The 14644-nt window shown below is 51.5% G+C and carries 10 protein-coding genes; 5 read left to right on the plus strand and 5 right to left on the minus strand.

Annotated elements, in window-relative coordinates; all coding sequences use genetic code 11:
- Nucleotides 1–10: 10 nt before the first annotated feature.
- The 3 genes from DFR60_RS22745 to DFR60_RS22755 all read right to left on the minus strand — a co-directional run bounded on the left by DFR60_RS22745 (nucleotide 11) and on the right by DFR60_RS22755 (nucleotide 3423).
- The gene (locus DFR60_RS22745) at nucleotides 11–847 is read right to left on the minus strand and encodes a carbohydrate ABC transporter permease (protein WP_002600040.1); all 837 of its coding nucleotides are present in this window, start codon (nucleotides 845–847) and stop codon (nucleotides 11–13) included.
- Between the two features lie 17 nt (nucleotides 848–864).
- The gene (locus DFR60_RS22750; protein ID WP_243005156.1) at nucleotides 865–1932 is read right to left on the minus strand and encodes a carbohydrate ABC transporter permease; all 1068 of its coding nucleotides are present in this window, start codon (nucleotides 1930–1932) and stop codon (nucleotides 865–867) included.
- A 126-nt stretch (nucleotides 1933–2058) separates the two neighbouring features.
- The gene (locus tag DFR60_RS22755) at nucleotides 2059–3423 is read right to left on the minus strand and encodes an ABC transporter substrate-binding protein (RefSeq protein WP_110324940.1); all 1365 of its coding nucleotides are present in this window, start codon (nucleotides 3421–3423) and stop codon (nucleotides 2059–2061) included.
- A gap of 300 nt (nucleotides 3424–3723) precedes the next feature.
- On the opposite strand from DFR60_RS22755, the gene DFR60_RS22760 reads away from it, so the two are divergent.
- From DFR60_RS22760 to DFR60_RS22775, 4 genes are read left to right on the plus strand one after another with little or no spacing between them, the layout of a single operon-like run.
- The gene (locus DFR60_RS22760; protein WP_110324941.1) at nucleotides 3724–5625 is read left to right on the plus strand and encodes a sensor histidine kinase; all 1902 of its coding nucleotides are present in this window, start codon (nucleotides 3724–3726) and stop codon (nucleotides 5623–5625) included.
- Nucleotides 5622–7250, plus strand: a complete 1629-nt coding sequence (locus DFR60_RS22765; protein ID WP_110324942.1) for a response regulator — start codon at nucleotides 5622–5624, stop codon at nucleotides 7248–7250. Before DFR60_RS22760 ends, DFR60_RS22765 begins: the two co-directional genes overlap by 4 nt.
- Nucleotides 7247–9055: a heparinase II/III domain-containing protein gene (locus tag DFR60_RS22770; RefSeq protein ID WP_110324943.1), complete on the plus strand. Its 1809-nt coding sequence runs from the start codon at nucleotides 7247–7249 to the stop codon at nucleotides 9053–9055. Before DFR60_RS22765 ends, DFR60_RS22770 begins: the two co-directional genes overlap by 4 nt.
- 57 nt (nucleotides 9056–9112) lie before the next feature.
- Nucleotides 9113–10246, plus strand: a complete 1134-nt coding sequence (locus tag DFR60_RS22775) for an SLC13 family permease (RefSeq protein ID WP_110324944.1) — start codon at nucleotides 9113–9115, stop codon at nucleotides 10244–10246.
- 18 nt (nucleotides 10247–10264) lie between these two features.
- Here the strand turns inward: DFR60_RS22775 and cls are convergent, their stop codons facing one another.
- Together cls and DFR60_RS22785 are read right to left on the minus strand one after the other, a co-directional pair.
- A complete protein-coding gene (cls, locus tag DFR60_RS22780; protein ID WP_110324945.1) occupies nucleotides 10265–11815 on the minus strand; it encodes a cardiolipin synthase in 1551 nt (516 codons plus the stop codon).
- A gap of 134 nt (nucleotides 11816–11949) precedes the next feature.
- Nucleotides 11950–13230, minus strand: coding sequence for an O-acetylhomoserine aminocarboxypropyltransferase/cysteine synthase family protein (locus DFR60_RS22785; RefSeq protein WP_110324946.1), 1281 nt, complete (start codon nucleotides 13228–13230; stop codon nucleotides 11950–11952).
- Nucleotides 13231–13420: 190 nt separating this feature from the next.
- On the opposite strand from DFR60_RS22785, the gene DFR60_RS22790 reads away from it, so the two are divergent.
- Nucleotides 13421–14524: a DUF362 domain-containing protein gene (locus DFR60_RS22790; protein WP_110324947.1), complete on the plus strand. Its 1104-nt coding sequence runs from the start codon at nucleotides 13421–13423 to the stop codon at nucleotides 14522–14524.
- Nucleotides 14525–14644 lie beyond the last annotated feature (120 nt).

The following is a 14644-nucleotide window of genomic DNA, read 5'->3' on the forward strand; positions in this document are numbered from 1 at the left end:
CCTTTCCCGATCAGCCCTTTACGCCAGTCGCCGCGATGCCTTCCACGAAGTACTGCTGCAGTGTCAGGAACACGATCAGAACCGGAATTAAAGACAGTACGGAGGCCGCCATGATCAGGCCGTATTCAGAGCTGTACTGGCTTAAGAACATTTTTAATCCCAGCTGAAGGGTCTTCTTGGCTTCCGTTTTTAAGTAGATGAGCGGTCCTAAGAAGTCATTCCAGGTGTTGACGAAGGTGAAGATCGTCAGTGTGGAGAGCGCGGGCTTGGAGAGCGGAAGCATGATCTTCGCCCAGATCTGATACTCGTTCATACCGTCGATCCTGGCCGCCTCACAGAGCTCATCCGGAATTCCCTGGTAGAACTGTCTCATCATAAACACGCCGAAGGCCGAGAATGCCTGGAGGCAGATGATTGCCAGATGCGTATCGTTGAGTCCGAAGCTTCTCATCATCATGAACTGCGGAACCATGTATACCTGCCACGGAACAGCGATGGTTGCGATATAAGCCAGGAACAGCCCGTTCTTATGCTTGAAATTCAGTTTTGCAAATGCATACGCTGCGAAGCTGCTGGTGAGCAGCTGTAAACATGTCACGATTAAAGTGATCTTGACCGTATTTACGACGAATTTCATAAGAGGAATCTTCGTCCAGATATCTATGTAGTTTTTCCATCTCGGATTCTCCGGTATCCACTGAATCGGGAAGATAAATACATCCTTATCCAATTTCAATGAAGCTGACACCATCCATGCAAACGGTACCAGCATAAGGAATGCAAAGACGATCAGGACTGCATAGAGGATAACCCGGCTGATCTTATAATTTGTGCTTTGTACTTTCATGTCTCTACCTGCCCTCCTTAATTCGCATACTTCTTCTCACCACGGAACTGGATCAGCGTGATGACAAGGACCATCAGGAACAATACCATGGCGACCGCGCTGGCATATCCCAGATTCCAGTTACGGAACGCTTCCTCGTAAATATGGTAGACGAGAACCATGGCTGAGGAGCTGACAACGCCGTTGGAACCGCCGGCCAGCATGTATACGATATCGTAAACCTTGAAACAGTTAATCGTTAAAATAATCGTGACGAAGAACGTCGTCGGCTGCAGCTGCGGCCATGTGATGTAGCGGAAACGCTGAAGGGAATTAGCCCCGTCTAAGCTGGCCGCCTCATAGAGCTCGGCGTTGATTCCCTGTAAACCTGCTAAATAGATGACCATGTAATAGCCCATGTTCTTCCATACGGAAAACAGTACGATCGTGAACATGACCCAGTGGGGGTCGGCCGCCCATTTCGGCAGGCTCTTCGCAGATACGCCCAACTGATATAAAATCATGTTGATGGGACCGCTCTTCTGGGGACTGAAAAGCATGTTCCATACGGCGGCCACGGCCACCAGCGACGCTACGTAGGGGAAGAAGCTGACGGTACGGAAGAAATTCCGTCCCTTGACCTTCTGATTTAACAGAACCGCCAGCCCCAGCGCACAGGCCAGGGTAAAGGGCACTGTCGCAAGACAGTAGACGATTGTATTGACAAAGGACGCCCGGAATCTGGCGTTTCCAACCATCTGTATAAAATTCTTGAGTCCGGCGAACTCCATGGGGCTGTTGCCATCCCATTTCATAAATGCCAGCACAAAGGCAAAGATGATCGGTCCCAGGGTAAATACCGCGAATCCGATGAAGTTGGGAGCAATAAAGGAATATGCCACCATGTCCCTCTTTTCCTGTCTGGTAAACCGCTCTCCCGTGCGCACCTTCTTAATCTTCTCTTCTGTCGTCTCGATCTGGGAGATCAGTTTGTTTCTCTTGTGTGACTGTTCTGTATTTTTAAGCTCGCGCTCCAGAGCCTCACGCCTTGTGAGCAGCGCAGCAATTTTTTCGTTTTTCTGTGCTTCTGTTAATGTCTTAGCCACCGGCTTTTCCTCCTTTTTACCATTTACCATTCCACAATTCGTTTCAAATTCAGAGGGGATTCTTTAAATGAGGCGGGCTTTTATTCTGCCCGCCTCTTTATGCTGCCTGATTGTTGTCTGCGCTTTTTATTCAGCCAGGATAGCGCTTACCTGCTCATCCATCTGTGCGATTCCGTCATCGACAGACATGCTTCCTGTCATGATGGCATCATGTGCTTCGTTCAGAGCGGTCTCAATCTCAGAGCTCTTCGGATGTACCGGCATTTCCAGATACAGATTTGCAGTATTTAACGCGTCTACACTGGTTTCGTCGTCCTTCGGGAAGCCTTCCGTTGCAGATACCAGGTTCGCTACTTCATCTGTCATAACAGCCGGGATTGTTCCTGTTGCTGCGAGAACTTCTGCACCTTCTGCTCCGCTTACGAAGTTTACGAACTCCCAGGCCAGATCTTTATGAGGCGCGTTGGTCGGGATTGCGAGGGAGGTGATGGTTGCCAGTGTGGAACCAGCCTCTACGCCGTCAGCATGAGGATACTTTGCAATTCCCCAGTTTGTGCAGTCTGTGTACTCGCCTGTTTTGATCTTCTCGATCAGTGTGGAGATGAACCAGGTTCCCATGTTCATCATCGCTACGTTGCCCTGGGCAAATGCGCCGGAGTAATGAAGACCGCTGGTCTTTAAGGTTGCATAATCCTGGCATACGCCGTCTTCCTGCTCTGCAAGAACCATGTCGTAGTATGGCTTTAAGAACTCATACTTTCCGTCCAGAATCGTATTCTTTCCATCCAGGATACCGAACAGCTGAACTGCGGATCTCCATGTGTGGTAATGAGCGCCGTATACTTCCTGGCCTGGAGTGTCGACGGTTACGGATCTGGCCAGCTTATCATACTCATCGAATGTCATGTCGTTGGTCGGATAGGCAACTCCTGCCTTGTCAAATACATCCTTGTTGTAGAACAGCACCCAGAAGTCATTTCTGAATGGAAGCTCGTATAACTTGCCGTCTACCGTGATCTGATCGGTAAGTCCCTTGTACTGAGCCAGATCCACGCCGGAATCTGATATGTAGCTGTCGAGAGGCTCCAGCACGCCCTTGTTCACCAGGGTCATGTAGCCTGGAACGTCCTTTACGGTTACTACGTCGAAGTCGGAACCATTGCCTGTAAGCTCTGTAGCAAGTACAGTCTGGTAATCGGTGGATCCCAAATCTACCATTTCAATAGTAACATCCGGGTGAGCCTTCTCGAACTCATCGATGAGCGGCTGGTAGTAGGTCGTGGAGCTGATATCCCAGACAGACCACTTAAGAGTTGTCTTATCTCCAGAGGCCGCTGCCGTCGTGTCCGCCGGTGCCTCTGCCTTCGTTGTCGTCTCCGTGGTTGTTCCTTCCGGTGCAGCCGTTGTTTCCTTGCTGCTGCTTCCGCAGCCAGCCAGCGTGGTAACTGCCATCACTCCTGCAAGTGCGAGACTTAATGCTCTTTTTTTCATTGTATTCCCTCCTGATTTGAATTTGGTAAATCTCATCTGTCTGTGATTTACTATGCCTAAATTATAACCGGACCGCCGGCTGAAAAGAATGGATTTTATCTCATAAAATATTCATTATTTATTCACAATTATTTCATAAACCCCTTGGCAATGTATTTTTTTACGATTAATAATACAATTTCTCTATTGTATACATATTGCATTGTTTTTCGTAAAGTACCATTCCATTTTTCATTGACAATTTACAATAAATAGTCTAATTTTGTATATAGAAATCTGTAGAGAGAGGAATTCATCCTTATGATAAAGAAATTTCTTCCCAGTTCCATCCGCGGAAAAATCATGGCCGTAACGGCGGCGATCACGGTTCTGATCGCAGTCATCACCATGGCGGTCTGCTATTCCGTATTCCAGTCTTTTCTTATGAAAAACCAGATTCAGTCCACGGAATTCAACCTTTCCGTCGTCAGCAGCAACATGGCGGAGGATATGAAGGAGATCGTCACCTTTACCAAATGGTGCTGCTCCAACAGCGAGGTCGGCCACTATCTGGAACGGCTGAAGGACCAGCCGAAGCTCCCAACGGCTTCCAAGGACACCGAGGGCCTGCGACCGCTGGCTCTGACCGCTTACAAAAGGCTGAATGAGGAATACATAACCTCCGGGAGCGCTGGCGGCAAGAAGTATATGGCCCGTGTCATCATCTCCACTCCCAATACCGGGAATTTCCTGCAGTCCATGACCAGCGCCAACTACTCCAGCTCCTTCGACGCCGCGCGGGTCAGCAAAAGCAGCTTCTTCGCTCCTCTGTTTGAAAGCCACGACTTTCGATGGATCGGGGTGGTGGACGATCCGATCTCCAATGCCAATCACGAGAAGATCATCCCCATCGTGCGCCCCGTGTATGATGAATACAGCCTGGAGATCATCGGCTGGACCTATGTGGAGGTCTCCTCCCGCCTGTTCACGGACTACCTGGCTTCCTATCCTCAGGCCAGCGACAGCCAGCTGTTTTTGACGATCGGGAACAAGACCTACGGTTCCTCCAGCAGCACCTGGTCTGATCCCGCCATGCCCTATACCGATTTTAAGCCTGTGACCGGCACTGCCACACTGGATTCCGGCACGCAGGTATTTTCCGTGGTCTCCCCAAATGGAGAAAAACGGATGCTGGTCCGGCGTCCTGTCGAGGTGGAGGGAGCCGACGGCTGGTATCTCTCCCAGGTTTTATCCCGGCAGCAGTTTAACCAGCAGCGCGTGGTCTACCTCCTGCTGATTGTCGGAATCAGCGCAGCCATCATCTCCCTCGGCTGTCTGCTGACCGTTCTCTTGAACAAGATCATCAGCCAGCCCATCAGACGGCTCAGCTTAAAGATTGACGCCATCGCAGACGGAGATTTCTCCAGGGACAGTGAGATCGAATGGAACCACGAACTGGGCTCCATCGGCCGCGGAATCAACAATATGTCGGAAAATATCGTAACCCTGATGGACAAGCGGGTGGCGGATGAAAAACAGAAAAAAGATCTGGAATACCAGATTTTGCAAAGCCAGATCAATCCGCATTTCCTCTACAATACGCTGAATTCCATCAAATGGATGGCCACGATCCAGAACGCCACCGGTATCGCCGACATGACGACGGCTCTCGCCAGACTGTTAAAAAGCGTCTCCAAGGGGACCTCATCCATGGTCACCCTGCGGGAAGAGCTGGATCTCGTCAAGGATTATTTCCTTATTCAGCAGTACCGGTACGGCGGAAGCATCACCATGGACTACCACATCGAATCGGAGGAGCTTTACGGCTGCGAGATCCACCGTTTCACCCTGCAGCCAATCATCGAGAACGCGCTGTTCCACGGTATCGAGCCGAAGGGAACCGCCGGTGCCATCACGGTATCCGCCGAATCCGGCGCCGTGAACGGAAAGAAAGTGCTGAAGATCAGCGTGACCGACAACGGAATCGGCATGACCCGGGAGACCATCGATTCCGTGCTTCATGAGGAAGACAACCCCGGCAAAAACAAGACCGATTTCTTCCGTCACGTGGGAATCAGCAACGTAAACCGGAGAATCCAGTACGATTTCGGACCGGAATACGGAATCACCATTGTCAGCGAACCGGGCGTCTACACGACCATGACGATCGTACGCCCTTATATCAACCAATCTGAAAGGAAGAAAGATGAGGATCTGCTATGATAAAATTACTGATTGTAGATGATGAGCCGCTGGTTCAGATCGGAATCAAGTCCATGATAAACTGGGATGAATACGGAATCGAGATCTGCGGAACCGCCATGAACGGCGCCAATGCGCTGGATTTAATTGAGGAATATTCTCCGGAGATCGTCATCACCGACATCCGCATGCCCATCATGAACGGGCTGGAGCTTGCAAAGACCTGCCGTGAAAAATACGGAAGAATTCCTCTCTTCATCTTTCTGACCAGCTACGAGGAATTTCAGCTGATCAAGGAGGCCATGACATACGAAGCCGTCGATTACTTAATCAAGCTGGAACTGAGCGCCGACTCCCTGGCAGACGCCGTGAAGAAGGCGAAAAACCGTCTGGAAAACCTTCAGGCCGTAGTAAAGGCCAAAGACCCCGGCCGTCCCCTGCTCCAGAGCTACTATGATAAATTCATCCTGCGCCTGCTGCACAATCTCTTTGACACGGAAGAACAGTTCCATCTCCAGGCGAAGGATTTGAAGCTGACCTTCACGGACGCCTGCTACTGCGCCGCCCTGTTCGAGATACGCGAGGAATCCCACGGCTCCATGGACCATGCCAAGCTGATGAATCTCTGCAGCAGCACCTATTCCATGGCCCGGGATATTTTGAACAAGCACGTTCCCTGCTACGCCATCTCTCTCGATATGAAGCATTTTGCCGTGATTTTCCACGTTCAGAAGCCGGAGGATTTAAACGGCGCCCAGCTTCATAGCGCGGTCAAAAATGCGGTGGAAATGGTTCACAACTACTTTAATGTCACCGTGCTGGCTGGGATCGGCAGTCCGGTGGAACAGCCCTTAAAGATCTGCGAATCCTACCAGGACGCGAGGCAGGCCTTCGGGCGGACCAATAGTACCTCTCCGATCGTCCAGTTTTCCCAGGACGACACCCAGTCCGTCAAGAACGCGTTCAACATCGCCGTATTTAAAAATGACATCACCAAGGCTTTTGACGAATTCGATACCGACGTTCTCTACCGGACGCTTTCCGAGATCATCGAGTTGTTCAGGGCGCATCCCCTCCGCTTCCTGCAGGCGGTGGACGGGGCCTGTAATATTCTCTACTTAGCGCTCTCCCTGCTCCCCGACGGAGAGGAAAACATGATGGAGATCTTCTCCTCCTACAGCGACGGCTACCGTTCCATCTACCGTTTTACCAGTGTGGATCAGATCATCGAATGGATGATCATCCTGCGGGACGGCTTATGCGAGGTGCTAAAATCCAAGAGAAAGACGTATAAGGCCCACGTCATCACCAACGTGCAGAAGTACATAGGCAGCCACGTGAGCGAGCGCCTCTCCTTAAATGAGGTAGCCGGCGTCTTCGGTCTCAGCCCTAACTATCTGAGCATTTTATTTAAGAAAAACTGTCAAGTGGGCTTCTCCGAATATATCTCCCAGGCCAAGATCGCAAAGGCCAAAAGCATGCTCTTAGAGCAGGACATGAAGATCTACGAGGTGGCGGACAGGCTGGGCTTTGAAAGCGCCTTTTATTTCAGCAAGGTATTTAAAAAAGTGGAGGGCATCTCTCCGCGCGAATATATACAGCAAAACACCATCGGTCCCGATGGAGAACAAGGAGACTCATTATGATTACAGAAGCAGCAAAAACTCTCACGGATTCACTCAGGCTTTTCACACCCTGCCCGCCGGCGGCCGACAGGGAATGCTGGGAGAAGCTCCCGGAAGACTTGAAAGCCCGCCTGATAAAAAATGGAGAAGCATATCTCCACTACGAATATCCCGCCTTAACCGCCGTGGATTTCATGGAATTTACACGCAGCGGAAACAGAAGCCGCTACCAGGACAGGCTCTTCGCCAGACGGACCGCTTTAGACAGCCTGGTTCTTGCGGAATGTGCAGAACACCGGGGCCGCTTCCTCGATGACATTATCAACGGCATTTATTTAATCTGTGAGGAAAATGCATGGCAGCTTCCGGCACACAACTCCTATATCCGTGATACGCCCCAGTTTCCCCTTCCTGACGTCACAAGGCCCGTCATCGACTTATTCGCCGCCGAGACCGCTTCCGTCCTTGCCGTGGCGGAATACCTGCTGCGCAGCGAATTAAAAGAAGTAAGCCCCTTCCTCTCCGTCATGATCGACCACGAACTGGAGACACGGATCTTCACGCCCTATCTGGGCGAACATTTCTGGTGGATGGGGGATGGAAAGAGCCATATGAACAACTGGACGGTCTGGTGCACCCAGAACGTGCTGCTCTCCGCCTTTACCCGGCCTCTTCCGAAAGAGACACAGACCGCGATTCTTACCAAAGCGGCTGGAAGCATCGACTATTTCCTGGCAGAGTACGGCCAGGACGGCTGCTGCGATGAGGGCGCCCAGTATTACCGTCACGCAGGGCTCTGCCTCTTCGGCTGCCTTGAAATCCTGAACGGAATCACGGATCATGCCTTCTCCTTCGCCTGGGAGCAGGAAAAGATCAGAAATATCGCCTCCTACATCTTAAATGTGCACGTGGATACGGTCTATTACGTCAATTTCGCAGACTGCTCACCCGTGGCCGGCCGCTGCAATGCCAGGGAATACCTGTTTGGAAAGCGCACCGGAAACCAGGCACTCATGGAGTTCGCGGCCTCCGATTACCAGAACAGTGAAGACCCGCTCACCCTGGACGAGCACAATCTGTTTTACCGGCTTCAGACCGTATTTTCCCATGAAGAGATGATGCAGTATGACAGGAATCCCGTAATCGTCCACCGGGACCTCTATTATGAAAGCGTCGGCCTCTTTATGGCCCGCGACAGCCGCCTCTATCTCGCCGTGAAGGGCGGAGACAACGACGACAGCCATAACCACAACGACGTCGGCAGCTTCACCATTTACAAGGACGGAAAGCCGCTCTTCATCGACGCCGGTGTGGAAACCTACACGAAGAAGACCTTCTCTCCCGACCGTTACGATATCTGGACCATGCAGTCCCGGTATCACAACCTGCCCACCTTCGTGGACCATGGCAGGGAGACAGTCCAGCAGGCCGGCGAACAGTACCGCGCCGCGGATGTCCGATATGAACTGGGAAAAACAGCCTGCCGGATATCCATGGAGATCCGGCAGGCATATCCCGACGACCGGATCCGTTCCTACACACGGGACGCAGTGCTGGAAAAGGAAAAGTCCATCACCATCAGGGACCACTACGAGGGTGACGGCGGTACGGCCGTCCTGTCGCTCATGTTCTGCGGGAAGCCTGTTATTGATCAGAATACCATCCGAATCGGTGATCTGGCTGCCTGTACAGTGGAAGGCGCTTCCTCCATCACCGTGGAAGAGATTCCAGTCACTGACGAGCGCCTGAAAACGGCCTGGGAGCACAATCTGTACCGCTGCCTCGTCACCATGGAAGCCCACGATCTGACTCTGACGATTGGCTAGTACAGTGTTGCACCGATAACGCAGTCACAGCACTGCACCGCATAAGGAGGCTAACTCTTGAACCTTACACGAAAGGCCATCGGCCGCCGCATTCTGGCCGCCGCAAAAAAAGATACAATTCTGACGGTTTCCCTGGTCTGTGCCGTCTTTTCCATGTTTCTCGTCCCGCCCTCCGCCGCTTACATCGGATACGTGGACTTCCGGGTCCTGGCCCTTTTATTCTGTCTGATGGTGGTGGTGGCCGGATTTCAGGAATGCGGTCTCTTCGTCCTGATGGCGAGGAAACTGCTTTCCGGCGAGAATAATTTCCGGCAGCTCTCCTGGATGCTGGTTATGCTGCCCTTCTTCTGTTCCATGCTGATCACCAATGACGTGGCTCTCCTGACCTTCGTCCCCTTTACCATCCTTATTCTGGATATGATCGGCGAAAAGAAGCATATGGCCTGGATCGTGGTGCTCCAGACTGTGGCGGCAAACTTGGGGAGCATGGCCACCCCGGTGGGAAATCCGCAGAACCTCTTCCTGTACGGACGTTTTTCCATACCGGCAGGCAGCTTCTTCGCTGTCCTGCTGCCCTTAACCGCGCTGAGCTTCCTGCTCCTCACTGCGGCAGTGTTCCGCATTCCCCGGATCCCCATGCAGATCCGGTTTGACGCTCCGGCGGCGGCCTCGGAAAAGCCCGCTCATCCGGCGCTCTTTTTGTTTTTGTTCCTTCTCTGCCTCCTGTCCGTATTCCGCGTTCTGGATTACCGGATCGTGCTGGCCGTCACCGTCGTCTGTCTCCTTCTCTTCGACAGAAAGCTGTTTCGCACCGCGGATTACCTTCTGCTTCTCACCTTCGTCTGCTTCTTCCTGTTCGCAGGCAACATGGGGCAGCTCGACTGGTTAAAGCGCTTTATGGCAGAGATTCTGAACCGGAATCCGGTGCTGTTCTCCGCCCTGACGAGCCAGTTTATCAGCAATGTTCCGGCGGCAGTGCTCCTCTCCGGTTTTACTAACGACTGGAAATCACTCCTGCTCGGGACGAACCTGGGTGGTCTGGGAACGCCGATCGCCTCGCTGGCCAGCCTGATTTCTCTGAAATTCTACATAAAAGAACTGCCAGATAAGGTTTCCCATTATCTGGCAGTGTTTACCGCAGTCAATATAGCGTTTTTTCTCATTCTGTACGCGGCGGCCAGCTTCCTTTAGAAGCGGCCGCCCGCAGTTCTACATAAGCGGTGCAAACAGCCGCAGCACGCGCCCTGCAAGCTTCTTATACCACGGATAATTCCGGCACTCCTCCAGAGTGATTACCTGGCTCTTGGCCAGCGTCTCCATAAAGTCCCGCTCCACATCCTTAATCACTTCGTTGCGGTAAATATAAGCCGCACACTCAAAGTGCAGATACAGGCTTCTGTAATCCATATTGATCGTGCCGACCACCGCCTTCTCGTCATCGCTGGTAAAGACCTTGGCATGGACAAAGCCCGGCGTGTACTCATAAATCTGCACCCCCGCACGGATCAGCTCCTCATAATGCGCCTTGGCCAGCAAAAATGCGTACTCCTTGTCCGGAATATGGGGCATAATGATGATCGTCTCGACACCGCGCTTGGCCGCAAACTGCAGGGCCTGTACCAGTTCATAGTTGAGAATCAGATACGGTGTCATAATATGTACGTAGCTTCTGGCTGTATTGATGATATCGAGGTACACCAGCTCTCCTACGGTCTCCTGATCCAGGGGACTGTCCCCATACGGGATCACAAAGCCTTCCATGGACAGCTCCGGCGGGTAGAAAAATTCCGGATCCCTCAGATACCGTCCGTAATCCTCCGGCTCTTTCTCCGTAATATTCCACATCTGGAGAAACATCATGGTAAAGCTGGTGACCGCGTCGCCCTTCACCATGATGCCGGTATCCTTCCAGTGGCCGAAACGCACCTTCCTGTTGATATACTCATCCGCCAGGTTAATGCCGCCCGTAAATGCCGTGTGGCCGTCGATCACCAGAATCTTTCTGTGATCCCGGTTATTCTGGTAGGTGGACAGGGCCGGTCTGATCGGCGCGAACATCTTCGCTTTAATACCCTTGGCCCTCAATTCCTTGGGATAACTGTACGGAAGGAGGACGAGGCAGCACATACCGTCATACATAAACCGGACTTCCACGCCTTCCTGTACCTTGCGCTCCAGAATCTCTAAGATACTGTCCCACATCTCCCCCCGTTCCACGATAAAATATTCCATAAAAATGAAGCGTTTCGCCTTCTCCAGCTCCTTCTTCATGTCCTCGAACATCTCTTCGCCCACCGGGTAATACTTCACATTGGTGTTGCCGTAGACCGGATAGCTGCCGGAGTTCTCGATATAGGCAGCAAGATTCGCGTTGCTCCTGCTTGTTTTTGCCAGCTGATCAATGTAACGGGGATTCTGCTCCAGATACGGCTGGGTATCCGTGATATTTTCCCTCAGCCTTTTGTTAATAATCTTTCCTTCCCACTGCAGCTCCAGAAAGAGATAGAGCAGCGTACCGAACACGGGAATCACCGTAATCGGAATGATCCACGCCAGCTTAAAGCTTGGATTCTCATCCTTATTTACGACATAGAGGATTACAAATGCGCTGAGCAGTGTAAAGCCTCCGTAAATATAGACCATGTAATGACTCAGGAAGCGGAAACCTGCAAGCAGTATCGCTACCTGCAGCAGCAGTGACATCACCACAAACGCAGTTCGTCCGAATATGATCCTCAAAAGTTTTCTAGCCTTCTTCATCCTTTGTCTCCTCTCCTGTATAAATCATTACACATTATACACCATGTGACTATAATGTGCAACAAGCTGCGGGGTTCGCATTCTGTTAAGAAACGAACCCCGCAGCCTGTTTTCAGTATGATTTACATCTGTCTCTATTCCAGTGCCTGGCGAATATCTTCGATAATATCATCCACGTTCTCAATACCAACGCTGAAACGGATCATCGAAGGATCCACACCCGCTTCCACCAGCTGTTCATCGGTCAGCTGTCTGTGGGTGTGGCTTGCCGGATGGAGCACGGAAGTACGCGCATCCGCAACATGAGTCACGATGGCGGCCAGCTTCAGGCGGTCCATAAATGAAACGGCCGCGTCGCGTCCCCCCTTCAGTCCAAAGGAAATCACGCCGCAGGTTCCGTCCGGCATGTACTTCTGAGCCAGTTCATAGTACTTGTCTCCCTTTAATCCCGGATAGTTCACCCACTCCACGTCATCGCGGGATTTTAAGTATTCCGCCACGCGCAGCGCGTTCTCACAGTGGCGCGGCACACGTAAATGCAGCGTCTCCAGGCCCAGATTTAAAAGGAATGCGTTCATCGGGGACTGGATGGAGCCAAGATCACGCATAAGCTGAGCCGTCGCTTTCATGATATAGGCCATCTTTCCGAATTTCTGTGTATAAATGATGCCGTGATACGATTCATCCGGAGTGGTCAGCCCGGGGAACTTCTCCGCATTCGCTTCCCAGTCAAAATTACCGCTGTCCACGATGCAGCCGCCCACGCAGGTTGCATGGCCGTCCATATACTTTGTGGTAGAATGGGTCACGATATCGGCGCCCCACTCAAACGGACGGCAGTTGATCGGAGTCGCAAACGTATTGTCAATAATCAGCGGCACGCCGTGTCTGTGTGCTGCCCTCGCAAACTTTTCAATGTCCAGAACCACCAGGGCCGGATTGGCGATCGTCTCACCAAATACCGCCTTCGTATTCGGTTTAAATGCCTTCTCCAGTTCTTCCTCTGTCGCATCCGGATCCACCAGAGTCGAATCAATTCCCAGTTTCTTAAGTGTCACGGTAAAGAGATTGGTCGTTCCGCCGTAGATTGCCGCAGAACTGATCACGTGATCTCCCTCCCCGCAGATATTTAAAATAGAGAAAAATGACGCTGCCTGTCCTGAGGATGTCAGCATCGCGGCCACGCCGCCCTCCAGTTCACATATTTTCGATGCCACCGCGTCGTTCGTCGGATTGGCTAAGCGGGTATAGAAATATCCTTCATCCTCCAGATCGAACAGTCTGCCCATCTTATCGCTGTCATCATATTTAAATGTAGTACTCTGATAGATCGGAAGTACTCTGGGTTCTCCGCTCTTCGGCTGCCATCCGCCCTGAATACAAACTGTCTCTCTGGAACGCTTATTCTGGCTCATGATTCTTCCTCCTGTGTTGTTAAATCATATTTTCTCCCTAGTTTATCACAAAATTTTCCATAATTCAATATCCAGACCATGGGAGTTGCGGAAACAATGTAGCAGTTCATGAAAACGTCTTGAACTCCTCCCTCATTTACAGTATAATATCTAAATGGAAATTTTTATCAATCACGCACAGGAGGTGCACATGGATAAATCAAAGGTTTACTATACGAATTTTCACACCACATTTTCAGAAAATCTGCCGCAGAAGCTAAAGAGGCTTATTAAAACTGCCGGCATGGAACAGATTGATTTTCAGAACAAATACGCGGCAATCAAGATCCATTTCGGAGAACTGGGCAACTTATCTTTTCTCCGTCCCAACTACGCAAAGGTCGTCGCAGACCTGATTCGTGAAAACGGCGGAAAACCGTTTCTGACCGACTGCAACACGCTGTACGTTGGAAGCCGCAAAAACGCTCTGGATCACCTTGACACCGCTTACGAGAACGGTTTTTCCCCCTTCTCTACGGGCTGCCACGTTCTGATTGCCGACGGTTTAAAGGGCACCGATGAGGCTTTGGTCCCCATCGATGGTGACTACATAAAGGAAGCAAAGATCGGACGCGCCGTCATGGATGCCGATATCTTCATCTCCCTGACCCATTTCAAGGGCCATGAGAGCACCGGTTTCGGCGGCACCTTAAAGAACATCGGCATGGGCTGCGGTTCCCGCGCCGGCAAGATGGAGATGCATAACGCCGGAAAGCCCCACGTCGCCCAGGAGACCTGTGTCGGCTGTCACGCCTGCGAGAGAAACTGTGCGCACGGAGCCATCTCCTTCCAGGAGAAAAAGGCCTCTATCGATCACAATCGCTGTGTCGGCTGTGGACGCTGTGTCGGAGTCTGTCCGGTAGATGCCGTGGAGACAGACTGTGATGAGTCCAACGACATCTTAAACTGCAAGATCGCGGAATACACGTATGCAGTCGTGAAAGACCGCCCCTGCTTCCATATCAGCCTCGTTACAGACGTTTCGCCAAACTGTGACTGCCACTCCGAGAACGATATCCCGATTATTCCCAATGTCGGTATGTTCGCCTCCTTCGACCCGGTGGCCCTGGACATGGCCTGTGTGGACGCAGTCAACAGCCAGCCGGTTATTGCGGGAAGCATTCTGGAAAAGCACGGCAGCGAGCACCACGACCACTTTACAGACGTTCACCCGGATACCAACTGGAAGACCGCAGTAGAACACGGCGTAAAAATCGGTCTTGGAAATAAGGAATACGAGCTGATTAAAATTTAAATACGGATCGCAATAAAAAAGAATGCCTGAAGCAGACCGGATCAACGTATGATCCCTGGTTTTGCTTCAGGCATTCTTTTTAATAGATTTATCTCCGACCGATTTCCAGCCTGTTTCCTC

This window comes from Hungatella effluvii, assembly GCF_003201875.1.
GTDB lineage: Bacteria > Bacillota > Clostridia > Lachnospirales > Lachnospiraceae > Hungatella > Hungatella effluvii.

Excerpts from the sequence above, each read along its gene's own strand:
- DFR60_RS22745 (WP_002600040.1), bottom strand. The coding sequence starts at position 847 with ATGAAAGTACAAAGCACAAATTATAAGATCAGCCGGGTTATCCTCTAT.
- DFR60_RS22755 (WP_110324940.1), bottom strand. The coding sequence starts at position 3,423 with ATGAAAAAAAGAGCATTAAGTCTCGCACTTGCAGGAGTGATGGCAGTT.
- DFR60_RS22760 (WP_110324941.1), top strand. The coding sequence starts at position 3,724 with ATGATAAAGAAATTTCTTCCCAGTTCCATCCGCGGAAAAATCATGGCC.
- DFR60_RS22765 (WP_110324942.1), top strand. The coding sequence starts at position 5,622 with ATGATAAAATTACTGATTGTAGATGATGAGCCGCTGGTTCAGATCGGA.
- DFR60_RS22770 (WP_110324943.1), top strand. The coding sequence starts at position 7,247 with ATGATTACAGAAGCAGCAAAAACTCTCACGGATTCACTCAGGCTTTTC.
- cls (WP_110324945.1), bottom strand. The coding sequence starts at position 11,815 with ATGAAGAAGGCTAGAAAACTTTTGAGGATCATATTCGGACGAACTGCG.
- DFR60_RS22785 (WP_110324946.1), bottom strand. The coding sequence starts at position 13,230 with ATGAGCCAGAATAAGCGTTCCAGAGAGACAGTTTGTATTCAGGGCGGA.
- DFR60_RS22790 (WP_110324947.1), top strand. The coding sequence starts at position 13,421 with ATGGATAAATCAAAGGTTTACTATACGAATTTTCACACCACATTTTCA.